Below are 23,772 nucleotides of genomic sequence, written 5' to 3'. Positions count from 1 at the left end.
CACGAGCAGCAAAAAGCCCCGGGCTCGGCCGGGGCTTCGACGATCGGATAGCGCTGGATGCGGGCGCCGCGCCGCACGCCCGCGGCAACGTTAGCGAACGGCCTTGGCCGGCGGCTTCTCCGTCTTGACGTCCTTCTTGACCGGGGCCGGGGCCGGGGCCGCAGCCACCGCGGCCTTCGGCGCCGCGGCGCCACCTGCGCCGATGGTCATGCCGGCCTCCTGCAGGCGCACGACAGATTTCTGCCCCAGGCCCTTGACCCGATCGGCGAGATCCGCGGCATCCTTGAAGGGGCCACCCCGGCTGCGTTCGCTGACAATGGTGCTGGCCGTGGCCGGCCCGATGCCCTTGAGCGACACCAGCGCGGCCTCATCGGCGGTATTCACATCGACCGCCGCAAACGCGGCACCCGATAGCGAGAACCAGACGGCGGCGGCCAGCAGGACCTGCCTGGACACGCGCGTCAAAGTTGGCTTGAACATGGGAGTTTCTCCTATCCATTGATGAAGGTCGCTTCGCCCTGGCTGGACGAAGCAACACGCAGGATAGGAGCGCGCAAGCGGCTTGGCGCACCTCGCAACAAAAGTTCACCCCAACGCTACCGAGGTGTCTCCACAGCGCGCGCAAGGTGCGCAAAAGGCGCCTTTGCGCGCGTGTCTTTGCGACTTCAGCCCTTGTTCTGCAGCAGCCAGCGGCAGTAGCGCGACACGCCTTCTTCCACGGTGTAGAACGCATCCTTGTACCCAGCGCTACGCAGGCGCGAGACATCGGACTGGGTGTAGCACTGGTACTTGCCGCGCAGCGCGTCGGGGAACTTGATGTATTCCACCAGTCCCTCCTGCACCATCTCGTCGAGCGTCAGCTGGGGGCGGCCATCGGCCTCGCGCAGCGTGTTGACCACCGTCGCGGCGATGTCGTTGAACGGTTGCGCGCGGCCGGTGCCGAGATTGAAGATGCCCGACTTGTCCGGATGCTCCAGGAAGAACAGGTTGACCTTCACCACGTCCTCCACCGAGATGAAGTCGCGGGTGTGGCCACCCGGCACATAGCCGCCATACTCGCCAAACAGCTTGACCGTGCCATCGGCGCGGAACTGGTTGAAATTGTGGAACGCCACCGAGGCCATGCGGCCCTTGTGCGCTTCGCGCGGGCCATACACGTTGAAGTAGCGAAAGCCCACGATCTGCGACAACGCGGACGGCAACGTGCGCCGCACCACCTGGTCGAACAGGAACTTCGAGTAGCCGTAGACGTTCAGCGGCTTCTCGTATTGGCGCTCTTCCTTGAACACCTGCGAGGCGCCATAGGTGGCTGCCGAAGAGGCGTAGAGGAACTGCGTGCCCTGCTCCAGGCAGGCATCCATCAACGCCTGGGTGTAGCGGAAATTGTTCTCCATCATATAGCGGCCGTCGGTCTCCATGGTGTCGGAGCAAGCTCCCTCATGGAACACCGCGCGTACCTTGCCGAACTCACCGCGCTTGAAACGCTCGAGAAACTCGCTCTTGTCGAGGTAGTCGCGGATCTCGCAGTCGACGAGGTTGTGGAACTTGTCGGCGCGCGTCAGGTTGTCGACGGCGACGACATTGTCTTCGCCGCGCTCGTTCAGGCCCTTGACGAGGTTGCTGCCGATAAAGCCGGCAGCGCCGGTTACGATGATGGTCATGGTCGTATGGGCTCAATAGAGCCAGGAGGCAGCGCGGCCATTACGCCGGCATGCCGAACAATTCAGGATAGGTGACGACTGCGGTGCCCAGCTTGCCCACCACGATGCTGCCAGCGCGATTGGCGTGTTGCACGGCTTCCTTCAGCGGCACGCCCGCGCCCAGCATGGTCGCCAGTGTGGCGATCACGGTGTCGCCGGCACCGGACACGTCGTAGACTTCGCGCGCCTGCGCTGACACGTGCAGCACCTCGGCTTCGGTGTAGAGCGTCATGCCTTCTTCCGAGCGCGTCAGCAGCAGCGCTTCGAGTTGCAGCTCGCGCCGCAGGTTCTGGGCCCGGATGGTGAGATCGGACTCGGTCTTCCAGGCGCCCACCACGTGCCGCATTTCGGCGCGGTTGGGGGTGATCAGCGTGGCGCCGCGATAGCGTGAGTAATCGTCGCCCTTGGGGTCGACCAGCACCAGGCGGCCCGCGGCGCGGCCCGCCTCGACCATGCGGCCCACGTGGGCCAGGCCGCCCTTGCCGTAGTCGGAGAGCACCAGGACCTTGTACTCCTTGACCAGGGCCAGGAAACGATCCTGCACCGCGGCCAGCACTTCATGTCCCGGGGCATTCTCGAAGTCCACGCGCAGCAACTGCTGCTGGTGCGCCACCACGCGCAGCTTGATGGTGGTGTTGACGCTGGGGTCGCGATGCAGGTAGGGCTGCACGTGGCTGGCGCTGAGCAGCGCCTCCAGCGTGCGGCCGGGCTCGTCATCGCCGACCACGCCCAGCATGCCCACCTGCGCGCCCAGCGCGGCGGCATTGCGCGCCACGTTGGCAGCGCCGCCAAGGCGTTCGTCGCTGCGCTTGATCTGCACCACCGGCACCGGGGCTTCCGGGGAGATGCGCTCGACATCGCCGAACCAATAGCGGTCGAGCATCATGTCGCCCGCCACCAGGATGCGCGATTGATTGATCTGTTGCTGCGGAATATGGTTCTTGCTCATGGACATCCTTGGCAACACAGCCCGGTCCGTCAGCCGGGGCGTTGGCTTGTCGTTCCCGTTGGGTTGCGTTTCAGCGCGTCGTGGTCGGCCGCCCGATCGCATGATATTCGATGCCCGCTTCCTGCATGGCTTCGGGCTCGTACAAATTGCGTCCATCGAAGATGACGGGTGCCTTCAGGCGGCGCTTGATCTGGTTGAAATCCGGGCTGCGGAACACCTTCCATTCCGTGACGATGACCAGGGCATCGGCGCCGTCGAGCGTGTCCATCTGCGTGTCGCTGAAATGCACGCGTGCAAAACCATCATCGATGTGTGCGAGATCGAGGGCCAGCGCATGCTTGGCCTCGGCCATCGAGATCGGATCATGCACGCGCAGCGAGGCGCCGCGCGACACCAGCGCTTGCGCCAGCACCCGTGACGGCGCTTCGCGCATGTCGTCGGTATTGGGCTTGAAGGCCAGGCCCCAGATCGCAAAGGTGCGCCCGGTGAGATCCTCGCCAAAGCGGCGCACGACCTTGTCGGCCAGCACCTGCTTTTGCGCGTCGTTGACCGCTTCCACCGCCTCCAGCACGCGCATGGGCTTGCCATGCGCGCTGGCGGTGCGCATCAGCGCCTGCACATCCTTGGGGAAGCACGAGCCGCCGTAGCCGGCACCGGCGTACAGGAAGCTATAGCCGATGCGCGGATCGGACCCGATGCCCATGCGGACCAGCTCGATATCGGCACCGACTTCATCGGCCAGGTTCGCCAGCTCGTTCATGAACGAGATGCGCGTGGCCAGCATCGAGTTGGCGGCGTACTTGGTGAACTCGGCCGAGCGCACGTCCATATAGAACGTACGCTCGTGATTGCGGTTGAAGGGCGCGTAGAGCTGGCGCATGATCGCCTTGGCATGCCGGCCTGCCACGTCGGCATTGCAGCCCAGCACGATACGGTCGGGACGCATGAAGTCCTCTACCGCGGCGCCTTCCTTCAGGAATTCCGGATTCGAGACCACCGAGAACTGCAAGTCTTCGAGGCCGCGCGCGGCCAGCTCTTCACGAATGGCTTCGGCGACACGATCGCCGGTGCCAACCGGCACGGTGGACTTGTCCACCACTACCTTGAAGCCGGTCATGTACTTGCCGATATTGCGGGCCGCCGCCAGCACATATTGCAGGTCGGCGGAGCCATCCTCATCGGGCGGCGTGCCAACAGCGATGAACTGCACGTCGGCATGCTCCACGCTGGCCGCCACATCGGTGGAAAAAGTCAGCCGGCCAGCCTCGCGGTTACGCTGGATCAGCTCTTTCAAGCCCGGTTCGTAGATTGGCACGCCGCCTGCATTGAGCATCGCGATCTTGCGTTCGTCGACGTCCAGGCAAAACACGTCGTTGCCCAGTTCAGCCAGGCAGGCCCCGGTCACTAGACCGACGTAGCCGCTGCCGATAATGGTGACTTTCATAACTTGTACTCCAGATAGGGATTGGCGCGCGATGCTAAAGCAACAACATCAGCATCGGCGCCAGCATCAGCCGAGCGCCTCGGAACGGCGCGGTGCGTAGGTTTCCCAGCGGTTGCAGCCAGGGCACTGCCAATAGAACAACCGGGCGCGGAAACCGCACTCGCGGCAGGTATAGCGCGCCAGGTTACGCGTGCGGTGCTGCAGCAGGTCGCGAATCGCCGACACCTCCTGCTCATGCTCGATATCGTGGGCGGAGCCTGCCGGCTCGCCGTCAGCCGCATCAGCGGCATCGGCCGTGACAGCCACGCTGGCTTGCGCGACCTCGGCGGCCTGCGCCTCAAAATACTTGGTCAGGGCCTGCAACGACGGCTGCCGGCGCAGTTGCTCGCGCATCAGCACGGCCGCGGCATGCGCGCCGTGCTGCTCCAGCTCGGCGCGATAGGCACTATCAAGCAACTCGGCAGCCAGGTTCGTCTTCAGCAGGCCACGCAGCCACTCCAGCGCCCGGCCATCGTCGCCGAGCTGGCGGTACGCCTTGACCACGCGATCCGCCACCAGCGGCAGGTAAGACGCATCCTGCTTCTCGATGCCCAGCCAGTGGCCAAGCGCGCCTTGCGCGTCGCCCGCGGCCATGGCCACATCGCCCAGCAGCATCGGCGCACGCACATTGGCGGGGTTTTCCTTGGCAGCCTGCTGCAGCCAGCCGATGGCGTCATCGGGCTGCTTGCGCTGCAGCGCGTCCTGCGCGAGTTCGCAGCAGAACTGCGCGATCTGCACGCTGTAGTCCTTCTGCTCCAGCGGCTGCAGCTCGCGGGCCGCGTCGATGGCTTTCTTCCACTCTTTCTCGACTTCGTATAGTTCCAGAAGCACATGCTTGGCCGGGGCCGCGTACGGCCCCGACATCAGCCGGCGCAGCGATTCCTCCGCGCGGTCAAGCAGGCCGGCGCGCAGGAAATCCTGGCCCAGCTCATAGAGTGCGTGCTCGCGCTCGGCATCGGGAAGATCCTGGCGGCTAGCCAGGTTCTGGTGCACGCGGATGGCACGTTCGGTTTCCCCACGCCGGCGAAACAAAGCGCCGAGCGCAAAGTGCAACTCGGTGGTCTCGGGGTCCAGGCGCACCACCTCGATGAACGCGTCGATGGCTTGGTCGGGCTGCTCGTTGAGCAGGAAATTCAGCCCCTTGAAATAGGAGCGCGGCAGCGCGCCCTGCTCGCTCATCAGCTGGCGCGCATCGAAGCGGGCAGCCATCCAGCCGAGGCCGAAAATGAGCGGCAGCGCCAGCAGCCACCAGGTTTCAAAAATCATGGGTCAGACTTTCGGGCCAACTACGTTGTAAGGAATACCGGAACCTGCCGAGGCCTGTGGGTCGCGCGCACTTTCCGCCGACTGGCTGCGCGCCTCGCCCAGCGCACGCCGCAGCCGGCCCGCCTCCATGCGCTGGCGCATCAGCACGGGCGCCAGTGCCGCGAGCGCGGCGAGGATGCCCAGCCCGAACGCGGCCAGCAAGATCAGGATCAGCGGCGCGCGCCAGACTGCATCAAAAAAGAGCTGCAGCGAGACGTCGCCGGTATTGCGCAGCGCCAGCACGAACAGCAGCGCGAACAGGACGATGCGGATGATCCAGGCGACAAGTTTCATGCGGGTTTCATGCGGCAGATGGGATGAATCGGACTCCGGTGATGCGGACGTCGGCGGGCGGCGCCCCCCTCGGTGGATTCCCGGCATTGTAGCGGAATCGCCTCGCGCCAACGGTAACGTCTTGTATGCTCGCAAAATGAAAAAGCGCCCCGATAAGGGGCGCTTTTTTGACTATCCAGGCACATCACGAGCCAAACGCAGCGGATTCAGGACTGGGCCAGCTTCAGCCCGCCATCATCATGCAAGGCGTTGCCAGCAGCGGCTGCCGGCAACGCCGGGCCAGGCGCGGTCACATGACCCGCACCAGCCGTAGCGCCATGGCCATTACTGGCGCCATGGGTGCTGCCATTCGCATTGCCGTTGCCAACGTGACTTCCATTGGCATTGGCACCGGTGCCGCCGCTACCTGCCTGCGGCAGCGCCGGGCTGCGATCGACTCGTTCACGCAACTCCTTGCCCGCCTTGAAGTGCGGCACCCGTTTCTCGGGCACCAGCACACGTTCGCCGGACTTGGGGTTGCGTCCCACGCGCGGCGGACGCCGGTTCAGACCAAAACTGCCAAATCCGCGAATCTCGATGCGGTGGCCATCAGCCAGCGCTTCGGACATCGCGTCGAGGATCGTCTTCACCGAGATGTCCGCATCCCGCAGCAACAGCTGCGGGAACCGGGCAGCCAGTTTTTCGACAAGCTCGGACTTGGTCATGGGCATCCGCTAGCAGGCGTAAGAACCAATGCTTACTGGTTGTCCTGGCCGAGCTTCGCCTTCAGCAGCGCGCCCAGGTTGGTCGTGCCAGCCGTGCCGGTGTCGGCAGCGAACTTTTGCATGGCTTCTTGCTGCTCGACGTTGTCCTTGGCCTTGATCGACAGGTTGATGTTGCGCGACTTGCGGTCGACGTTCACAACCAGGGCTGTGATTTGTTCGCCTTCCTTCAGCACGTTGCGAGCATCTTCCACGCGGTCAGCCGAGATTTCGGATGCGCGCAGGTAGCCTTCGACGTCATCAGCCAGTTGCACGACAGCGCCCTTGGCATCAACAGTCTTGATCGTGCCGTTGACCAGGGAACCCTTGTCGTTAGCCGAGATGAAGTTGTTGAACGGGTCGCCCGACAGCTGCTTGATACCCAGCGAGATGCGTTCCTTGTCGACGTCGATGCCCAGAACCACTGCTTCCACTTCGTCGCCCTTCTTGTACTTGCGCACGGCTTCTTCGCCGGTTTCTTGCCAGGACAGGTCGGACAGGTGCACCAGGCCGTCGATGCCACCGGGCAGGCCGATGAACACGCCGAAGTCGGTGATCGACTTGATCTGGCCGCCCAGCTTGTCGCCCTTCTTGTGGTTACGGCTGAAATCGTCCCACGGATTGGCCTTGCATTGCTTCATGCCCAGGCTGATACGACGCTTGTCTTCGTCGATATCCAGAACCATGACTTCGACTTCGTCGCCCAGCTGGACAACCTTCGACGGAGCGACGTTCTTGTTGGTCCAGTCCATTTCGGAAACGTGGACCAGGCCTTCGATGCCGGCTTCGATTTCAACGAATGCGCCGTAGTCGGTCAGGTTGGTCACCTTGCCGAACAGGCGGGTGCTTTGCGGGTAACGACGCGAGATGCCGACCCACGGATCTTCGCCCAGTTGCTTCACGCCCAGCGAGACGCGGTTCTTCTCTTGGTCGAACTTGAGGATCTTGGCGGTGATTTCCTGGCCAACCGACAGCACTTCGCTCGGGTGACGCACACGACGCCATGCCAGGTCGGTGATGTGCAGCAGGCCGTCGATGCCACCCAGGTCCACGAATGCGCCGTAGTCCGTGATGTTCTTGACGATACCGTTGACGATGGCGCCTTCCTTCAGGGTTTCCATCAGCTTCTGGCGCTCTTCGCCCAGGGTCGCTTCCACAACGGCGCGGCGCGACAGCACCACGTTGTTGCGCTTGCGGTCCAGCTTGATGACCTTGAATTCCAGGGTCTTGCCTTCGTACGGCGTGGTGTCCTTGATCGGACGCACGTCGACCAGCGAGCCCGGCAGGAACGCGCGGATGCCGTTGACCATGACGGTCAGGCCGCCCTTGACCTTGCCCGTGACCGTGCCCGAGATGATTTCGCCGTCTTCCAGCGCCTTCTCGAGGTTCAGCCACGATGCCAGGCGCTTGGCCTTGTCGCGGGACAGAATCGTGTCGCCATAGCCGTTCTCGAGCGCGTCGATGGCCACGGAGACGTAGTCGCCGGCCTGCACTTCGAGTTCGCCCTGGTCGTTCAGGAACTCCTCCACCGGCACAAAGGCTTCCGATTTGAGGCCGGCGTTGACGACCACGAAATTGTGGTCGATGCGCACGACTTCAGCGGAAATCACTTCGCCAGCCTTCATATTGGAGCGGGCGACGGATTCCTCGAACAGTGCGGCAAAGGATTCGTTAGTTTGCAGGTCGGACATAAACTTGAGTATCAATCCGCAGTACTCGGGCCGGCGCGTGGATCGCGCTCAGTCTGCACCGGGCAGCGGGGTCAGGTTGAACAATACCGGCGGAATCTGCGCTTGCAGGCTCTGCCGGCACTTCGGTGTTGCAGCGGCTGGACCAGCGCGGGTCAGGAACCCGGCGCGCCATACCATTGCAGCACCTGCGCCACCGCCTGATCCACCGTCATGTCGGAGGTATCGAGCAAGTGCGCATCCTCTGCGGGACGCAGCGGCGCGGCCGCGCGGGAACGATCCCGCTGGTCGCGCGACTCAAGGTCTCGCAAAAGGTCTTCGATATTAGCAGAAATTCCCTTATCAATCAATTGTTTATAGCGCCTGCGAGCGCGCGCTTCGACACTTGCCGTCAGGAACACCTTCAGCCGGGCATCCGGGAAAATCACGGTGCCCATGTCGCGGCCGTCGGCAACCAGGCCGGGCAGCTTGCGAAAACCGCGCTGCAGCGCCGTCAGGGCGTCACGCACCGGCTGGTGGACGGCGATCGAAGAGGCCCGGTTGCCGGTGGCTTCCGCGCGGATGGCCAGGCTGACCTCCTCGCCGCGCAGCCAGACACGGTCAGGCCCGAACTTCACATCGAGGCGGGCAGCCAGGCTGGCCAGCCCCTCCACATCCTGCATGTCGATGCCCGCACGCTCGCTGGCGAGCGCCACCAGGCGGTACAACGCCCCGCTGTCCAGCAAATGGAAGCTGAGCGCGTCGGCCACCTTGTGCGCTACGGTGCCCTTTCCCGATGCGGTGGGCCCGTCGATGGTGATGACGTCGACGATAGTCATTGTTTATTAAGACAGAACAAAATATTGATTTCTTAAATCAATTGAGAATCATTAGCATGTAGTTCATGACAGGCACCCGACAAAAATCGCGGGCCTATGCAGCAAACAACGGACATCTTCGCGAGGCAATCTACCATGGCTAAGACCCTGTCATTCGGCATCATGCACGTTGTGATTGCCTTTGGCGTCACTTATGCGCTGACCGGCAATCTGGCGGTCAGCGGCGCCGTGACGTTCATCGAGCCGGCAGTCAACACTGTCGCGCATTACTTCTTCGACCGCTACTGGGAACGGCGCGAACCCGGGGCGAAGCACAAGACCCTGCCCCAGACCGGGCGCGGCGGCGATGACCTGCCACTGGCCGCGTGATCAGCGCGCCACCGCGCCAAACACCTCGAAGTAATCCGGGAACGTCTTTGCAACGCAGCCTGGCTCGTTGATGCGCACCGGCAGCGGACCGAACGCCGCCAGCGAAAAGCACATCGCCATGCGGTGGTCATCGTAAGTATCGATGCCGGCGGCCGGGGTCTGCCAGGCGGATTGGGCCGGTGGCGTCACCTTCAGGTAATCCGCACCCTCCTCCACTTCGACGCCCAGCTTGCGCAACTCGGTGGCCATGGCGCTGATGCGGTCGGTTTCCTTGACCCGCCAGCTGGCGATATTGGTTAGCGTGGTAGGCCCCTCGGCGAACAGCGCCGCCACCGCCAGGGTCATGGCAGCGTCCGGAATATGGTTGCAGTCCAGCTCGATGCCGTTCAAGCGGCCATCGTCGCGCTCGGTGCCGCGGACCTCGATCCAGTTGGCGCCGGCCATCACGTTGGCGCCCATGCGGTTAAGCGCCTCGGCAAACTTGACGTCGCCCTGGATACTGGCCATGCCCACGCCCTCGACCCGCAGCGGGCCACCGCCGATGGCGCCCGCAGCCAGGAAATAGGAGGCCGATGACGCGTCTCCCTCGACAAAAATCTCACCTGGTGAGCGGTATGCCGCGCGGGCCGGCAGGATGAAGCGCGACCAGCCCTCGCGCCGGATCTCGATGCCAAAACGCGCCAGCAGGTTGAGCGTGATCTCCACATAGGGCTTGGAAATCAGCTCGCCCACCACTTCGATCTCGATGGTGTCGCCAGGTGCATCGGCCAGCGGCAAGGCCATCAGCAACGCGGTCAGGAACTGGCTGGATACGTCGCCACGCACGCGGATCGGCGCATCGATGCGAATCCGTGCGGGAGAAATCTGCAGGGGCGGATAGCCCTCGGTGCCGAGGTAGGCGACGCTCGCGCCAATCTGGCGCAGACCATCGACCAGATCGCCAATCGGCCGCTCATGCATGCGCGGCACGCCGGACAGCTTGTAGCTCCCGCCCTGCAGCGCCAGCGCCGCGGTCAGCGGGCGAATGGCCGTACCCGCATTGCCCATGAACAGCTCGGCAGCCTTGTTGGGGAATTTGCCGCCCACGCCGCGCACCACGCAAGCGCCTTCCTCCTGGCGCCACTCCACGCCCAGCGTGCGTAGCGCCTGCAGCATCACGCGCGTGTCATCCGAGTCGAGCAGGTCGCACACACGGGTCTCGCCCTCGGCCAGCGCCGCCAGCAGCAGCACCCGGTTCGAGATGCTCTTGGAACCCGGCAGGCGAACCGTGCCCGAAGCGCGAGTGAAGGGACCGAGCGTGAGATGTTCCATGGTTTCCATGTTAGTTGGCGGGCGGCTTTCGATGAAAGGCGCGCCGCTTTCGTTGGCGACGTGGCGTTCGTGTAGCGCCGGATTGCGTGGCGATCAGGGCTCGGCGTTGACAGCCGGCGCACGCTGCGCGCCCCATTGCTGCCGCACCTGGCTGGCGCGCTGGAAAATACGTTCCAGGCCCTCGCCATTGCTGTTTTCGATCAGGGTCTTCAGATGCGCCAGCATGGCCTGGTAGGTGCTGAGCTCGCTCAACATCGCCTCGCGGTTGCCAACGCAGATATCGCGCCACATCTCCGGCGACGACGCCGCGATCCGGGTGAAATCCCGGAAGCCGCCACCCGCGAAATCGAGCTTGAGCGCCGCGTCTTCAGCGTTGGCCACCTGGGCCACGAGCGCATAGGACAGCAGGTGCGGCAAATGGCTGACGGCGGCAAACACGGCATCGTGCTGCACGGCCGACATCACGCTGCACTGGGCGCCCGCGGTCTCCCACATGGCGCGCACGGCGGCCACATCAATGCGGGTATTCTCCTGCAGCGGGCACAGCACGACTTTCTTGCCAACATAGAGATCGTCCAGCGCCGCTTCCACGCCATGCAGCTCGCGCCCGGCAATCGGATGCGCCGGCACGAACTGGGCCGCCTTGTCGCCCAGCGCGGTCTTGGCCGCCATGATGACGTCGGACTTGGTGCTGCCGGCATCCGTGATGATCGTCGCTGGCTCAAGATGCGGCTCAAGTGCATGGAGCAGCGCAAAGGTCTGCGCCACCGGCGCGCACAGCACGATCATGCTGGCACCCTTGGCGGCGTCTTCCAGCGTGGCCGCCTCGTCGATCACGCCCAGCTTGAGCGCACGCTCGAGCGAAGCTTGCGAGCGGCCGACGCCGACCACCGTGCCGACCGCACCCGCGCGCTTGAGCGCGAGTGCCAGCGAGCCGCCGATCAGGCCGACGCCGACAATGACGACACGGGAAAAAAATGGAGCGGACGCGGGAACGGTCACGGGGATACGCTGCCAGGCAAGGAAGTTCGGGAATCCGATATTGTAACTTCTCCGCCGCGAGGCGGCGCCGCCATTGCGCCGTTGCACGCGCTTGCATGGCCCCGGCCCGCCGAGGGCCGGGGCGTTGCTTGCAACAGCGCTTACTTGAGGGCCTTTTCCAGCGCCGCGATAAACGCCGCGTTTTCCTCGGGCAGGCCGATGGTGATACGCAGCCATTGCGGCAGGTTGTAATTGCCCACCGGCCGTACGATCACGCCCTGCTTGAGCAGCGCCAGGTTGACGCGCGCGCCGGCGCCATCGTCCTGGCCCACGCGCACCAGCACGAAATTGCCCGAGGACGGCACGTACTGCAGGCCAAGCCGGTCGAACGCCGCCACCAGTTGCGCCTTGCCGGCACGATTGAGCTCGGCGCTGCGCTGCAGGAAGGCCGTATCGCCCAGCGCCGCCACCGCCGCTGCCTGGGCCAGGCTGTTGACATTGAAGGGTTGGCGAATGCGGTTGAGCAGATCGGTCAGCGCAGGCTGCGCCACGGCGTAGCCAATGCGCAGCCCGGCCAGGCCATACGCCTTGGAGAAGGTGCGCGACACCAGCAGGTTGGGATACTTGCGAACCCAGGCGATCGAATCGTACTGCTGCGCGTCGTCCAGGTATTCGTTGTAGGCCTCGTCCAGCACCACCACCACATCGGCCGGAACCTTGGCCAGGAAGGCCTCGATCTCGGCGGCCGGCAGAAAGGTGCCGGTCGGGTTGTTGGGATTGGCGACAAAGACCAGGCGCGTGTCCGGGGCAATGGCCCCGGCCATGGCGTCGAGATCGTGGCCGTAGTCGCGCGCCTTGACCTCGATGGCACGCGCGCCGACTTCCTGCGTGGCCAGCGCGTACACCGCGAAAGAATGCTCGGCATAGACGATCGACTCGCCCGGCTTGACCAGCGCATGCGCCGCGATTTCCAGGATATCGTTGCTGCCGTTGCCCAGCGTGAGCCAGTCGGCCGGCACGTCGAAGCGGGCCGACAGCGCGCCCTTCAAGGCGAAGCCGTTCGCGTCCGGGTATCGGCCCAGGTCGGCCACGGCGGCAGCGATGGCGGTCCGGGCCGATTCGGGCATGCCGAGCGGATTCTCGTTCGAGGCCAGCTTGACGATGGTGGACTCGTCCAGGCCAAATTCGCGTGCCACTTCGGAAATCGGCTTGCCCGCCACGTACGGGGAAATCGCCCGCACATACTCGGGACCGAACTGCTTGCCCTGCTCCGCCATGTTCATTCCTTCTCTGAGATGTTGTTCACGGATCGCCGATCCTGTTACCGGCTGGACGGATACGAACCCAGCACCTTGAAATAAGCCGCGTTGCGGCGCAGCTCTTCCAGCGCCCGCGCCACTGAAGCATCGTGCTGGTGGCCTTCGACGTCGACGTAGAAGTAGTACTCCCACGCGCCGCTGCGCGCGGGGCGCGACTCGAACCGGCACATCGACACGCCGTTGTCGGCCAGCGGCGCAAGCAGCTGGTAGACCGCACCGGCCTTGTTGGGCACCGAGAGGATCATCGAGGTCTGGTCGCTGCCGGAGGGCTCGGTCTCGTAGCGGCCGATCACGGCGAAGCGCGTGCGGTTATGCGGATCATCCTGGATGTGCGTGCGCACCAGATGCAGGTGGTAGCGATTGGCCGCCGACTCGCCGGCGATGGCCGCCACGGTGGGATCCTCGCTGGCCATGCGTGCCGCTTCCGCATTGCTCGACACCGCCTGGCGCTCCAGGTGCGGGTAGTTGGCCGTGAGCCAGTGCTGGCACTGCGCCAGCGCCTGCGCATGCGCGCGCACCACGGTCACGCCCTTCATATCGGGCGACGACGCCATCAGGTTGTGGTGCACTTTCAGCGCGATCTCGCCGCTGATCTTCAGCGAAGTCTGCAGGAACAGGTCCAGCGTGCGCGAGACCGCGCCCTCGGTGGAATTCTCCACCGGCACCACGCCGTACTCAACGGTGCCGGCTTCCACCGCGCGGAACACCTCATCGATGCTGGGGCAAGGTACGCCGCTGACCTCGTGGCCAAAGTGCGCGTACAGCGCCTGCTCGGAGAAGGTGCCTGCCGGGCCGAGGAATGCCACCTCGAGCGGCTTCTCCAGCCCGCGGCAGGCCGACATCACTTCACGCCAGATTGCCGCCACGCTGTCGTCCAGCAGGGGGCCGGGGTTGGCCCCCTGCACCTTGCGAATCACCTGTAGCTCGCGCTCGGGGCGGAACACCGGCGCGCCGTACTTTTTCTTGACCTCGCCCACATCGAGGGCAAGTTGCGCGCGGCGGTTCAGCATCGCCAGCAACTCGCGGTCGAGCGTGTCGATCTGCTCGCGCAGCGGCGTCAGCTCAACGCCCAGCGCTTTCTCGGCCGCGCCATTGTCCTGCTGCGCCTCCCCCTGCGCGCCTTGCTTGTCTTGATTTGTCATTGTATGAATCCGCTACGCCACGCCATTGCGCAGTGCCAATGGCAGTGAAATGGCCCTGGAAAAAAACGAATCGGCACCGCTGCGGCATCGCCACGCGATGCCGCAGCGAACAAAGGCTCAGGCCGCGGTCCGCTCGAACTCGCGCATGTACTCGATCAGGGCGGCGACACCCTCGATCGGCATGGCGTTGTAGAGGCTGGCGCGCATGCCGCCGACCGACTTATGGCCCTTCAACTGCACCAGGCCATTGGCACGCGCGCCTGCCAGGAAGGCGTCGTTGCGGGATTCGTCGGCCAGGAAGAACGGCACGTTCATGCGCGAGCGGCTGCCAGGATCGATCTCGTTGCGGTAAAACGCGCTCTGGTCGAGGAACTCGTACAGCGCGTGCGACTTGGCGATATTGCGTTGCTCGATGGCGTCTACGCCGCCCTGTGCCTTGAGCCACTTGAAGACCAGCCCGGCAATATAGATGGCGTAGGTCGGCGGCGTGTTGTACATCGAGTCATGCTCGGCCACCAGGCGCCAGTTGAAGGCGGATGGGCACAGGGGATGCGCATGGCCCAGCAGGTCTTCGCGCACGATCACGATGGTCAGGCCGGCCGGCCCGATGTTCTTCTGCGCGCCGCCGTAGGCTACCTGCACGCGTGACCAGTCGACCGGGCGCGACAGGATGTGGCTGGAAACGTCGGCGACCACGACCGGCCCGCCGTCGCGGTGCTGGCCGATGTCCGGCACGTCCTGGAACTCCACGCCAACGATGGTTTCGTTGGTGCACAGGTGCACGTAGGCAGCATCGTCCGACAGCTTCCAGTCAGCCACATCCGGGATGCGGGCGAACTTTTGCGCGGTGCTGGTGGCAGCGATATTCACCTCGCCGTAGCGGCGCGCTTCCTGCTCGGACTTGACAGACCAGGTGCCGGTGACGACGAAATCCGCCTTGGGACGATCCGCGTTCACGCGGCGCATCAGGTTCAGCGGCACGATGCCGTTCTCGCCAATGGCACCGCCCTGCAGGAACAGGATGCGGAAGTTCTTCGGCACCTGCAGCAGCTCGCGCAGGTTAGCCAGCGCCTCGGCCTGGATGCTCTCGAACTCGCGGCTGCGGTGGCTCATTTCCATCACCGACACGCCGGATCCGTGCCACGACAGCATCTCGTCGGCTGCCTGCAGCAGCACTTCGGTCGGCAGGGCCGCCGGACCCGGCGAGAAGTTATAGACACGCTCGGCCACGGCGCGCTGCATCATGGCGGCAAGTGCTGGATTCTGGGGTTCGTTCATGGATCGGGATGGAAATGAAAAATGGCTGCCGGATTACCCAAGCAGCCATTATCCATCAAACCCGCGCCGGATTGGGGAGGCGAGGACAGCGCCCCGCCCGCCCAGCCTGGCCGCCGGCGAATTACTTCGCCGCGGCGGCGATTTCCTTCTCGGCGGCGTCGCGCATCGACTTGCCGACTTGCGGGCCGTACTTTTGCATCATCGAGCCCCAGATTTCCTGGGTCGCCTTGCCCTGGTTAGCCATGAACTTCTGGCCGGTCGGCGACTTCAGGAACGTGGTCAGGTCCTTGATTTCCTGGACGCTGTAGTACTTGCCGAAGGCGTCGTAGTGGGCCTTCATGGCATCGGTCTTGAAGCCATCGGTGGTGAACGCCGTGCCGGCGCCATCAACCATGCGCTGCACCGCGCCGTTCTTCTTGAGCTTCTCGACAGCAGCTTGCTTTTGCTTGTCGTTGAGCGTCTTGTTCTCGACCAGTACCTGCTCCAGGACCATGGGCGCTTCCTGCTTGGCGCCTTGCTGCCAGTTCTCGGCCTGGCCCTTGACGGCCTGGTCGGCTTGCATCACGGTCAGGAGTTCCTTGATGGCAGCGGTCTTGTCGGCGTCCTGGGCATGCGCAGCGTTGGCCAGCATCATGGCCGGCACGAAGGCAGCCAGAACAGCGATACGTCGATAGGTTTTGAGCATTGTGACTCCCTTGTAAATATGTTCGTTTTAGTCCCGCAGCCGGCAATCGAGTTCCGGATAACGAGTCAATGTTGCAACAACTTACGAATTTGATCCTGTGTCAGGCGTGCCGGCGTCGGTGCCGTCCTGCGCACCTGCCTGCTCACCGTCGGCAGCCGGAGCCGCCGCATCCACCACGTCGGCCCCTTCCTCGAGTTCGTCGCCCGCCACACCGTTGTCGGCATCGCTTTCGACGATTCGCTGCAGGCCGGACAGCTTGGTGCCCTCGTCCACATTGATCAGGGTCACGCCTTGCGTGGCACGCCCCATCTCGCGGATTTCAGACACACGTGTGCGGATCAGCACGCCGCCGGTCGTGATCAGCATGATCTCGTCCTCCGGCGACACCAGCGCGGCAGCCACTACCCGGCCGTTGCGCTCGCTCGTCTGGATCGCAATCATGCCCTTGGTGCCACGGCCGTGTCGAGTGTACTCGGCGATCGGGGTGCGCTTGCCGTAACCGTTTTCGGTGGCGGTCAGCACACTGCCCACTGCGACGGCCTGCTCGCTGGTCTCGGCCGGGGCCACCAGCATGGCGATCACCGTCTGGCTTTCTTCCAGATTCATGCCGCGCACGCCGCGGGCCTGGCGGCCCATCGGACGCACGTCGTTCTCGTCGAAGCGCACGGCCTTGCCGGAATCCGAGAACAGCATCACGTCGTGCTGGCCATCGGTGACGGCAGCGCCGATCAGGTAGTCGCCCTCATCGAGGTCGACAGCGATGATGCCGGCCTTGCGCGGGTTCGAGAACTCGGTCAGCGCCGTCTTCTTGACGGTGCCGCGCGCGGTGCTCATGAAGATGAAGTGTTCGGCGTCGAACTGGCGCACCGGCAGGATGACGTTGATCTTCTCGCCATCGGACAGCGGGAACATATTGACGATCGGCCTGCCGCGCGAGTTGCGCGACCCCTGTGGCACCTCGTACACCTTCAGCCAGTACAGCCGGCCGCGGTTCGAGAAACACAGGATGTAGTCGTGCGTGTTGGCGACGAACAGCGTGTCGATCCAGTCGTCTTCCTTGGTGGTGGTCGCCAGCTTGCCGCGGCCGCCGCGCTTTTGCGCGCGGTACTCGGAAATCGGCTGGCTCTTCATATAGCCACTATGCGACAGGGTTACCACCATGTCCTGCGGGGTGATCAGGTCCTCGGTATCAAGCTCGGTCGCGTTGAGCTCGATATGCGAGCGGCGCAGGTCGCCGAACTCGGCGCGGATGGCGGTCAGCTCGTCGGTGATGATGGTGTTGATGCGCTCCGGGCGCGACAGGATGTCGAGCAGGTCGGAGATGATCGCCATGACATCGCGGTATTCCTGGACGATCTTGTCCTGCTCCAGGCCCGTGAGGCGCTGCAGGCGCATCTGCAGGATTTCCTGGGCTTGCGAGTCGGACAGGCGGTACAGCCCGTCGGCTTGCATGCCGAAGATGGCCGGCAGGCCGTCCGGGCGGTAGGACGCCCGGCCGCCGGCGGTGTCGCCTTCAGCGCGAGCCAGCATTTCGCGCACCAGGCTGGAATCCCAGGCCTTGGCCATCAGCCCTTGCTTGGCGATGGGGGGCGTAGGCGCCGCCTTGATGATGGCGATGAACTCATCGATGTTGGCGAGAGCCACCGCCAGGCCCTCCAGCACGTGGCCGCGCTCGCGCGCCTTGCGCAGCTCGAACACGGTGCGGCGGGTGACGACCTCGCGCCGGTGCGACAGGAAGCAATCCAGCATCTGGCGCAGGTTCAGCAGGCGCGGCTGGCCATCGACCAGCGCCACCATGTTCATGCCGAAGGTGTCCTGCAGCTGGGTGTGCTTATATAGATTGTTAAGCACCACTTCCGGCACTTCGTTGCGCTTGAGCTCGATCACCACGCGCATGCCGGATTTGTCGGACTCGTCGCGGATATCGGAGATGCCCTCGACCTTCTTGTCCGTCACCAGCTCGGCGATGCGCTCGAGCAGGGTGCGCTTGTTGACCTGGTAGGGCAGCTCGTCGACGATGATCGCCTGGCGCTGGCCACGGTCGATATCCTCGAAGTGCGTCTTGGCGCGCATGACGACGCGGCCGCGGCCAGTGCGGTAGCCCTCGCGCACGCCCTGGATGCCATAGATAATGCCGGCGGTCGGGAAGTCCGGCGCCGGAATCAGCTCGATCAGCTCGTCAATCGTAGCTTGCGGATTCCGCAGCAGATGCAGGCAGCCATCGACCACTTCGTTAAGGTTATGCGGCGGGATATTGGTAGCCATACCCACCGCGATACCCGACGAACCATTAATCAGCAGATTCGGGATACGTGCCGGCAGAATCAGCGGCTCATGTTCAGAGCCGTCATAATTCGGCCCGAAATCGACAGTTTCCTTATCGATATCGAGCAGCATCTCGTGGGCAATCTTGGACAGGCGGATTTCGGTATAACGCATGGCTGCCGCGTTATCCCCGTCCACCGAACCGAAGTTACCCTGGCCATCGACCAGCATGTAGCGCAGCGAGAAATTCTGCGCCATCCGCACGATCGTATCGTATACAGCAGTGTCGCCGTGGGGGTGATACTTACCAATCACATCCCCTACGATACGGGCCGATTTCTTGTACGGCCGGTTCCAGTCGTTGTTAAGCTCATGCATCGCATAGAGCACACGCCGGTGTACCGGCTTCAAGCCATCCCGCACATCGGGAAGCGCGCGCCCGACGATCACGCTCATGGCGTAATCGAGATAGGAACGGCGCATTTCCTCTTCGAGGGAGACCGGAAGGGTTTCTTTGGCGAATTGATCCATTGCGGCGTGGGTTATCCGGCGAATTTAAACAGAAGGCACCCAGGTGAATCGCCATTCGCCAAAGCGGCGTCTGACAGGTGGGCAACGTGACATTCTAACATGCGCGGCTGCCCTCTCCCGCAGCCGCGGCGGCCCCCTTGACAGGGGCTTCGGCAGCGCCCGGAAAGCACGCGCAAGGCCGGGTCGAAAATCCTGCAAGCACGGCCTGACAAGGGTTTGCGGGCATCGCAAGGGCCATGTTGCACAAACACCACAGGCCTAAAACCCATTGATGGAATCGAATATATTTACTTCTTAGGAAACGACCCTTGTGGCACAATTCCCCAGCGAAGAGCCAGACATTGTTCGAAGTGGAGCATACACCGCATCGAGAATGTTATACTCCGAAGAATGTATGACTTGTTTCCGTCCATTTGCTCGCAGTAACCCTGCGGTGATCTCATCCTGAGAGGAGAAATATGAAAAAATTTGCCAAGCTCGCGCTCGTTGCAGCTACCGCAGTAATGGCTGCATCCGCTCAAGCCCAGTCCGTCCCCTACGAAAAGAAGGCTGTGAACGATAACTGGGGCAACGGTACGAGCGAGTACGTGTGGAAGAACGGCACGAACGAGCTCTGCTGGCGCGACAGCTCGTGGACCCCGGCCACCGCCAACGCCCTGTGCGACGGCGCCCTGGCTCCGGCGGCCGCTCCGGTGGTAACGCAACCCCCGGCAGCTGTTCCCCCGGTTGTTTCCAGCGAAAAGGTCACTTTCGCTGCTGACACCCTGTTCGATTTCGACAAGGCTGTGCTGAAGCCGGAAGGCAAGGCAAAGCTGGACGACCTGTCCTCCAAGCTGTCGGGCATCACCCTGGAAGTGATTATCGCAGTTGGCCACACCGACTCGTTCGGTTCGGACAAGTACAACGATCGCCTGTCGATCCGTCGTGCTGAAGCCGTCAAGGCTTATCTGGTCAGCAAGGGCGTGGAAGCCAACCGTGTCTACACGGAAGGCAAGGGCAAGCGCCAGCTGAAGGTTGACCCGAAGTCGTGCAAGGGCAATCGCAAGGCACAAATCGCCTGCCAGCAGCCGAATCGCCGCGTGGAAGTCGAAGTGGTCGGCACCCGCAGCGCACGTTAATCGGAACCTTTCCGATGAAAGAAAGCCCAGCGCAAGCTGGGCTTTTTTTTTGATACAGTCGCGGCATACCCTCCGCCTTCACGCTGCCGCACTGGTGGCGCGCCAAACTCCATGACGCAGATATCCTCCCCGCTCCATCCGACCGTTGAAACCACCTTGATCGGCAAGAACGCCGACGCGCGCGAAATCGACAAGTTCAGCGAGCTGGCGCATCGCTGGTGGGATCCGGAAAGCGAGTTCAAGCCGTTGCACGAGCTCAATCCCCTGCGGCTCGGCTGGATCGACGGCATCGCCAGCCTCAAGGGCAAGGACGTGGTCGACATCGGCTGCGGCGGCGGCATCCTGGCGGAGAGCATGGCGCGCACCGGCGCCACGGTGCGCGGCATCGACCTGTCCACCAAGGCACTGAAGGTCGCCGACCTGCACAGCCTGGAATCCGGCGTGACAGTGACCTACGAAGAAATCGCTGCCGAAGCGCTGGCGGCGCGCATGCCCGCCAGCGTCGACGTGGTGACTTGCATGGAAATGCTGGAGCACGTGCCCGACCCGCAATCTGTCCTGCGCGCCTGCGCCACGCTGGTACGCCCAGGCGGCTATGTGTTCTGCTCCACGATCAACCGCAACCTCAAGGCCTATCTGCTGGCCGTGGTCGGCGCCGAATACGTGCTCAAGATGCTCCCGCGCGGCACGCATGACTACGACAAGTTCATCACGCCGTCCGAGCTCGCCCGCTACGCCCGCAACACCGGGCTCGAGCTGGTCGAGATGCGCGGCATGACGTACAACCCGCTGACCCAGGTCTACTCGCTGGGCCGGGACACCGATGTGAACTATATGATGGCATTTCGCCGGCCCGCCTGAACATGCGCACCTACGACGCAGTCTTCTTCGATCTCGACGGCACGCTTGCCGACACCGCCCCCGACCTGGCCGCGGCCGCGAACCGGCTCGTCACCGAGCATGGCCGTCCGCCCGTGGACTACGAAAAACTCCGCCCGGTGGCTTCGCACGGCGCGCGCGGGCTGATTGGCGCCGCCTTCGGCAAGAGCCCGGCCGACCCTGAGTTCCCCGCCCTGCGCGACACCTTCCTCGATTACTACGAGGCCGACATCGCGGTGCATACGCGCCTGTTCGATGGCATGGCCGAGGTGCTTGACGCGCTGGAAACCGCCGGCATCCGCTGGGGTATCGTCACCAACAAGATCACGCGCTTCACTGCGCCGCTGGTCGCCGCCATCGGGCTGGCGCCGCGCGCCTCGGCCGTGGTCAGCGGCGACACCACGGCGCATGCCAAGCCCCACCCCGCACCGCTGCTGCATGCTGCCGAAGTCAGCGGCGTGGCGCCCGGGCGCTGCGTGTACGTTGGCGACGACGTGCGCGACATCCAGGCCGGCAAGGCCGCCGGCATGATCACCATCACCGCTGCCTACGGCTACTGCGGCGACGGAGAACCGCCCGAGGCATGGGGCGCCGACTACCTCGTGCGCCATCCCGGCGAACTGATCGCGCTGCTGGCCCCTGGCGCAAAGCGCTGATGCGGGAGGCGGCGCGACAGGCATTTACACCTGAAGGCGCCAACGGAGTACAATCTCACTTCTTGACACTGTTCACACAGTTCACGCAGGGGCCGACCTGGTTTCGACGTGGGTTACAAAGCAGTGGAGGGCATACCGAGGACCCGTCACCTCGTTAATCAATGGGAATGCAATAACTGCTAACGACGAACGTTACGCACTGGCCGCTTAATTGCGGCCGTCCTCGCACTGGCTCGCTGGCGGGCTAGAGTCGCAAGACTACGCGAGGTCATTCACGCCAGATAAGCCCTGAGTTTGTCACGGACCTAGGGACGAAAATTTAGTGACTCGCCGTTGTAGAGCGTGTCCGTCCGCGATGCACCGGTTAAATCAAATGACAGGACTAAGTATGTAGAACTCTCTGTGGAGGGCTTGCGGACGCGGGTTCGATTCCCGCCGGCTCCACCAATATTCAGCCCCGGTTATTTCCGGGACTACCGAAACCCCGAGGATTAGCATCCCCGGGGTTTTCTTTTTTCCGGCTTTGATAATGCGGGCGCCGCGAAGTCCCCCCACTACCCCCAAAAAATTGCTGGAAAAGTGGGCAATTTACGCCGAATTAAGATTTGTCCGATTCACATGACACCCCCAAGCCTGCATCATCTGACAAGCTGCCTCTGCAGAGGCAGACTTCCGGACGCTAGCCTTCGTAGCTTCCCGTCTGGAGTTGCCCTCCAGCGCCCGCCCAGTCCTGTGCGGGCGTCTTTTTTTTGCGCGCTCGAACAGGCTCAGCCCGGCCACAGACGCGAGGTCATCAGCGAATTGTAATCATCTGTTACAGTCGAGATTTTTTCGGCAACCAGAAAAGGGGCGCCAGAGGCGCTCATCTGCACCAGAACGGGCAAAGTACAAATGAAGAAACTCATTGGGGCTGCAAGCATAGCGCTGGCCCTCGCAGGCTGTGGCGGATCGGGCGACAACAGTGACGGACTGGCGATTGTGCGCACGCCTCCCGCCGCCACACCCACGACACCTACAACACCTACGACACCGACAACCCCGACGACCCCGGTGATCCCGGCAGCACCCGACACCATCGCGCTCGGCTCCGGCTTCTACATCGGCAACTCTGCCGCAGGCGAGCGGTTCAACATCCTGGTGTTGGACGAGAACGTCTATTACGCCTTCTACGCGACGGCGGGCATACCGGACGTATCGGAGGGAGTCCTGACCGGCAACTACAGCTCGGGCAGCGGCGCGCTCACCACCAATAACAACGGCCTGGATTTCAATCAGGAGGCGGCGGGCTACAGCCTGACCGCAGCGAACCTGATGGCAGCCTACGTGCCGGGCAAGTCGATCCAGGCGCAGGTCACCTACCGCAACGGCAAGAGCACGGTCGTCAATGCCACCTACAGCACCGACTACAACTTCATCGCGACCACCGACGGCCTGAAGGGGACTTACTACGGCACGTCGAACGTCATCGACACGACCGGAATCAAGGCGGGTGCGGTAAGGCTTTCCATCGACGCCAGCGGCAACCTCACGCTAGACGGCAGCAGCTCGGGCTGCAGCTTTACCGGGACCGCTACGCCGCGGCGCCAGGGCAAGGTCTACAACGTCGCCCTGCAGCTGACTGGGCCGAGTTGCACTTACGCGAACACACCCATGAGCGGCATCGCTTACTACGACCCCACCACCACGCATAGCTTGCCCACGCCCGGCCAGATCTACCTGTTTGCGATGCGCCCCGACCGCCAGGTCGGGGTGATCTTCACTGGCAAGCTCTGAAGCGCAGCTTAGAGAAAGCGATCAAGGATCTTGCGGCTGCCCTTGTCCAGGCTAGCCAGGTTGCGCACCAGGTAATGGATGCCATGGCTGTCGGAGATCAGCAGCTTGGAGCCGGCGAGGCGGCGAATGTCTTCCTCGCCGCGCAGCACCAGCGACGTGAGGCCACGATCCGTCTCCACCTCCCAGGTGCTGGGGGTGGCGTAGGTCGACACCGACCGGATGCGGCGGATCTCCGGCATGAATTCACGGCTGGCCAGTTCGGCCTCGATCATCTCGCGCACCGGGGCGGGCAAGGTATCCAGGCGAGGCAGCCAGGCCAGCTCGCGGCCATCGGCGCTGACGAGGCCGACACCATCGTCGGGCGCGGCGATGGGGAAGGCGCGCACGGGAACGACACCATCATGCACGACACCATCCGCCGTGGTCATCGCCAGGCGGCCAAGGGCATTGCGGGAGAGCTTGAAATCGACTTGCTGCATGTGGGCTCC

23 protein-coding genes and 1 other RNA gene are annotated in these 23,772 nt (G+C 63.7%); 6 read left to right on the top strand and 18 right to left on the bottom strand.

The genetic code is table 11. The features are described from left to right. Positions 1 to 90: 90 nt before the first annotated feature. The 9 genes from F7R26_RS04705 to cmk all read right to left on the bottom strand — a co-directional run bounded on the left by F7R26_RS04705 (position 91) and on the right by cmk (position 8,977). Positions 91 to 480 carry a ComEA family DNA-binding protein gene (locus tag F7R26_RS04705; RefSeq protein WP_150992172.1) on the bottom strand — a complete coding sequence of 130 codons (390 nt, stop codon included), beginning with the start codon at positions 478 to 480 and terminating at the stop codon, positions 91 to 93. A 185-nt stretch (positions 481 to 665) separates the two neighbouring features. Further along, positions 666 to 1,661 (bottom strand): ADP-glyceromanno-heptose 6-epimerase, encoded by a 996-nt coding sequence (gene rfaD / locus F7R26_RS04700; protein ID WP_150992174.1) that lies wholly within the window; start codon positions 1,659 to 1,661, stop codon positions 666 to 668. A gap of 40 nt (positions 1,662 to 1,701) precedes the next feature. Further along, on the bottom strand, positions 1,702 to 2,649 hold the full coding sequence (gene rfaE1 / locus F7R26_RS04695; protein WP_150992176.1) for a D-glycero-beta-D-manno-heptose-7-phosphate kinase: 948 nt from the start codon (positions 2,647 to 2,649) through the stop codon (positions 1,702 to 1,704). A 70-nt stretch (positions 2,650 to 2,719) separates the two neighbouring features. After that, positions 2,720 to 4,093 carry a UDP-glucose dehydrogenase family protein gene (locus F7R26_RS04690; protein WP_150992178.1) on the bottom strand — a complete coding sequence of 458 codons (1,374 nt, stop codon included), beginning with the start codon at positions 4,091 to 4,093 and terminating at the stop codon, positions 2,720 to 2,722. Positions 4,094 to 4,159: 66 nt separating this feature from the next. Next, complete coding sequence (gene lapB, locus F7R26_RS04685; RefSeq protein WP_150992180.1) at positions 4,160 to 5,398, bottom strand: lipopolysaccharide assembly protein LapB; 1,239 nt, start codon at positions 5,396 to 5,398, stop codon at positions 4,160 to 4,162. A gap of 3 nt (positions 5,399 to 5,401) precedes the next feature. Further along, complete coding sequence (locus F7R26_RS04680; RefSeq protein WP_150992182.1) at positions 5,402 to 5,731, bottom strand: lipopolysaccharide assembly protein LapA domain-containing protein; 330 nt, start codon at positions 5,729 to 5,731, stop codon at positions 5,402 to 5,404. 206 nt (positions 5,732 to 5,937) lie between these two features. Then, positions 5,938 to 6,435 (bottom strand): integration host factor subunit beta, encoded by a 498-nt coding sequence (locus F7R26_RS04675; RefSeq protein WP_150992184.1) that lies wholly within the window; start codon positions 6,433 to 6,435, stop codon positions 5,938 to 5,940. A 32-nt stretch (positions 6,436 to 6,467) separates the two neighbouring features. Next, complete coding sequence (rpsA, locus tag F7R26_RS04670) at positions 6,468 to 8,162, bottom strand: 30S ribosomal protein S1 (protein ID WP_006158411.1); 1,695 nt, start codon at positions 8,160 to 8,162, stop codon at positions 6,468 to 6,470. A gap of 152 nt (positions 8,163 to 8,314) precedes the next feature. Beyond that, positions 8,315 to 8,977 carry a (d)CMP kinase gene (gene cmk / locus F7R26_RS04665; RefSeq protein ID WP_150992186.1) on the bottom strand — a complete coding sequence of 221 codons (663 nt, stop codon included), beginning with the start codon at positions 8,975 to 8,977 and terminating at the stop codon, positions 8,315 to 8,317. A gap of 135 nt (positions 8,978 to 9,112) precedes the next feature. Here cmk and F7R26_RS04660 point away from each other — a divergent pair, with 135 nt between their 5' ends. Continuing rightward, positions 9,113 to 9,346: a DUF2061 domain-containing protein gene (locus F7R26_RS04660; RefSeq protein ID WP_150992188.1), complete on the top strand. Its 234-nt coding sequence runs from the start codon at positions 9,113 to 9,115 to the stop codon at positions 9,344 to 9,346. Here the strand turns inward: F7R26_RS04660 and aroA are convergent, their stop codons facing one another. The 7 genes from aroA to gyrA form a co-directional block, all read right to left on the bottom strand. Beyond that, a complete protein-coding gene (aroA, locus tag F7R26_RS04655) occupies positions 9,347 to 10,657 on the bottom strand; it encodes a 3-phosphoshikimate 1-carboxyvinyltransferase (RefSeq protein WP_150992216.1) in 1,311 nt (436 codons plus the stop codon). Positions 10,658 to 10,750: 93 nt separating this feature from the next. Further along, the gene (locus F7R26_RS04650) at positions 10,751 to 11,659 is read right to left on the bottom strand and encodes a prephenate dehydrogenase (protein WP_150992190.1); all 909 of its coding nucleotides are present in this window, start codon (positions 11,657 to 11,659) and stop codon (positions 10,751 to 10,753) included. A gap of 140 nt (positions 11,660 to 11,799) precedes the next feature. After that, the gene (gene hisC / locus F7R26_RS04645; RefSeq protein ID WP_150992218.1) at positions 11,800 to 12,915 is read right to left on the bottom strand and encodes a histidinol-phosphate transaminase; all 1,116 of its coding nucleotides are present in this window, start codon (positions 12,913 to 12,915) and stop codon (positions 11,800 to 11,802) included. A gap of 44 nt (positions 12,916 to 12,959) precedes the next feature. After that, positions 12,960 to 14,099, bottom strand: coding sequence for a prephenate dehydratase (pheA, locus tag F7R26_RS04640; RefSeq protein WP_043344480.1), 1,140 nt, complete (start codon positions 14,097 to 14,099; stop codon positions 12,960 to 12,962). A 117-nt stretch (positions 14,100 to 14,216) separates the two neighbouring features. Then, positions 14,217 to 15,377 carry a 3-phosphoserine/phosphohydroxythreonine transaminase gene (gene serC / locus F7R26_RS04635; protein ID WP_150992191.1) on the bottom strand — a complete coding sequence of 387 codons (1,161 nt, stop codon included), beginning with the start codon at positions 15,375 to 15,377 and terminating at the stop codon, positions 14,217 to 14,219. A gap of 121 nt (positions 15,378 to 15,498) precedes the next feature. Beyond that, positions 15,499 to 16,062: a DUF2059 domain-containing protein gene (locus tag F7R26_RS04630; protein WP_150992193.1), complete on the bottom strand. Its 564-nt coding sequence runs from the start codon at positions 16,060 to 16,062 to the stop codon at positions 15,499 to 15,501. An 81-nt stretch (positions 16,063 to 16,143) separates the two neighbouring features. Beyond that, positions 16,144 to 18,858, bottom strand: a complete 2,715-nt coding sequence (gene gyrA, locus F7R26_RS04625; RefSeq protein ID WP_150992196.1) for a DNA gyrase subunit A — start codon at positions 18,856 to 18,858, stop codon at positions 16,144 to 16,146. A 458-nt stretch (positions 18,859 to 19,316) separates the two neighbouring features. On the opposite strand from gyrA, the gene ompA reads away from it, so the two are divergent. The 4 genes from ompA (at position 19,317) to ssrA (ending at position 21,958) form a co-directional block, all read left to right on the top strand. After that, entirely contained in the window at positions 19,317 to 19,976 is a 660-nt protein-coding gene (ompA, locus tag F7R26_RS04620; RefSeq protein WP_150992197.1) for an outer membrane protein OmpA, read from the top strand. Between the two features lie 111 nt (positions 19,977 to 20,087). Further along, positions 20,088 to 20,837 carry a bifunctional 2-polyprenyl-6-hydroxyphenol methylase/3-demethylubiquinol 3-O-methyltransferase UbiG gene (gene ubiG / locus F7R26_RS04615; protein WP_150992199.1) on the top strand — a complete coding sequence of 250 codons (750 nt, stop codon included), beginning with the start codon at positions 20,088 to 20,090 and terminating at the stop codon, positions 20,835 to 20,837. A 2-nt stretch (positions 20,838 to 20,839) separates the two neighbouring features. Then, the gene (gph, locus tag F7R26_RS04610) at positions 20,840 to 21,511 is read left to right on the top strand and encodes a phosphoglycolate phosphatase (protein ID WP_150992201.1); all 672 of its coding nucleotides are present in this window, start codon (positions 20,840 to 20,842) and stop codon (positions 21,509 to 21,511) included. Positions 21,512 to 21,599: 88 nt separating this feature from the next. Continuing rightward, positions 21,600 to 21,958: a transfer-messenger RNA gene (gene ssrA, locus F7R26_RS04605) on the top strand. A gap of 320 nt (positions 21,959 to 22,278) precedes the next feature. On the opposite strand, the gene F7R26_RS04600 is transcribed toward ssrA, so the two are convergent. Next, positions 22,279 to 22,416 carry a hypothetical protein gene (locus F7R26_RS04600; RefSeq protein WP_170302007.1) on the bottom strand — a complete coding sequence of 46 codons (138 nt, stop codon included), beginning with the start codon at positions 22,414 to 22,416 and terminating at the stop codon, positions 22,279 to 22,281. A 145-nt stretch (positions 22,417 to 22,561) separates the two neighbouring features. Here F7R26_RS04600 and F7R26_RS04595 point away from each other — a divergent pair, with 145 nt between their 5' ends. Continuing rightward, positions 22,562 to 23,284 (top strand): hypothetical protein, encoded by a 723-nt coding sequence (locus F7R26_RS04595; protein ID WP_241754421.1) that lies wholly within the window; start codon positions 22,562 to 22,564, stop codon positions 23,282 to 23,284. Positions 23,285 to 23,292: 8 nt separating this feature from the next. Here F7R26_RS04595 and F7R26_RS04590 read toward each other — a convergent pair whose 3' ends face one another. Then, the gene (locus F7R26_RS04590; RefSeq protein ID WP_150992205.1) at positions 23,293 to 23,763 is read right to left on the bottom strand and encodes a cyanophycin metabolism-associated DUF1854 family protein; all 471 of its coding nucleotides are present in this window, start codon (positions 23,761 to 23,763) and stop codon (positions 23,293 to 23,295) included. Positions 23,764 to 23,772 lie beyond the last annotated feature (9 nt).

It is taken from the genome of Cupriavidus basilensis (assembly GCF_008801925.2).
GTDB classification, from domain to species: domain Bacteria; phylum Pseudomonadota; class Gammaproteobacteria; order Burkholderiales; family Burkholderiaceae; genus Cupriavidus; species Cupriavidus basilensis.
This window is presented reverse-complemented; position numbering and strand designations above follow the sequence as displayed.

Coding starts and splice junctions, on each gene's coding strand:
- F7R26_RS04705 (WP_150992172.1), bottom strand. CDS start 480: ATGTTCAAGCCAACTTTGACGCGCGTGTCCAGGCAGGTCCTGCTGGCC.
- rfaD (WP_150992174.1), bottom strand. CDS start 1,661: ATGACCATCATCGTAACCGGCGCTGCCGGCTTTATCGGCAGCAACCTC.
- rfaE1 (WP_150992176.1), bottom strand. CDS start 2,649: ATGAGCAAGAACCATATTCCGCAGCAACAGATCAATCAATCGCGCATC.
- F7R26_RS04690 (WP_150992178.1), bottom strand. CDS start 4,093: ATGAAAGTCACCATTATCGGCAGCGGCTACGTCGGTCTAGTGACCGGG.
- lapB (WP_150992180.1), bottom strand. CDS start 5,398: ATGATTTTTGAAACCTGGTGGCTGCTGGCGCTGCCGCTCATTTTCGGC.
- F7R26_RS04680 (WP_150992182.1), bottom strand. CDS start 5,731: ATGAAACTTGTCGCCTGGATCATCCGCATCGTCCTGTTCGCGCTGCTG.
- F7R26_RS04675 (WP_150992184.1), bottom strand. CDS start 6,435: ATGACCAAGTCCGAGCTTGTCGAAAAACTGGCTGCCCGGTTCCCGCAG.
- rpsA (WP_006158411.1), bottom strand. CDS start 8,162: ATGTCCGACCTGCAAACTAACGAATCCTTTGCCGCACTGTTCGAGGAA.
- cmk (WP_150992186.1), bottom strand. CDS start 8,977: ATGACTATCGTCGACGTCATCACCATCGACGGGCCCACCGCATCGGGA.
- F7R26_RS04660 (WP_150992188.1), top strand. CDS start 9,113: ATGGCTAAGACCCTGTCATTCGGCATCATGCACGTTGTGATTGCCTTT.
- aroA (WP_150992216.1), bottom strand. CDS start 10,657: ATGGAACATCTCACGCTCGGTCCCTTCACTCGCGCTTCGGGCACGGTT.
- hisC (WP_150992218.1), bottom strand. CDS start 12,915: ATGGCGGAGCAGGGCAAGCAGTTCGGTCCCGAGTATGTGCGGGCGATT.
- pheA (WP_043344480.1), bottom strand. CDS start 14,099: ATGACAAATCAAGACAAGCAAGGCGCGCAGGGGGAGGCGCAGCAGGAC.
- serC (WP_150992191.1), bottom strand. CDS start 15,377: ATGAACGAACCCCAGAATCCAGCACTTGCCGCCATGATGCAGCGCGCC.
- F7R26_RS04630 (WP_150992193.1), bottom strand. CDS start 16,062: ATGCTCAAAACCTATCGACGTATCGCTGTTCTGGCTGCCTTCGTGCCG.
- gyrA (WP_150992196.1), bottom strand. CDS start 18,858: ATGGATCAATTCGCCAAAGAAACCCTTCCGGTCTCCCTCGAAGAGGAA.
- ompA (WP_150992197.1), top strand. CDS start 19,317: ATGAAAAAATTTGCCAAGCTCGCGCTCGTTGCAGCTACCGCAGTAATG.
- ubiG (WP_150992199.1), top strand. CDS start 20,088: ATGACGCAGATATCCTCCCCGCTCCATCCGACCGTTGAAACCACCTTG.
- gph (WP_150992201.1), top strand. CDS start 20,840: ATGCGCACCTACGACGCAGTCTTCTTCGATCTCGACGGCACGCTTGCC.
- F7R26_RS04600 (WP_170302007.1), bottom strand. CDS start 22,416: ATGAGTTTCTTCATTTGTACTTTGCCCGTTCTGGTGCAGATGAGCGCC.
- F7R26_RS04590 (WP_150992205.1), bottom strand. CDS start 23,763: ATGCAGCAAGTCGATTTCAAGCTCTCCCGCAATGCCCTTGGCCGCCTG.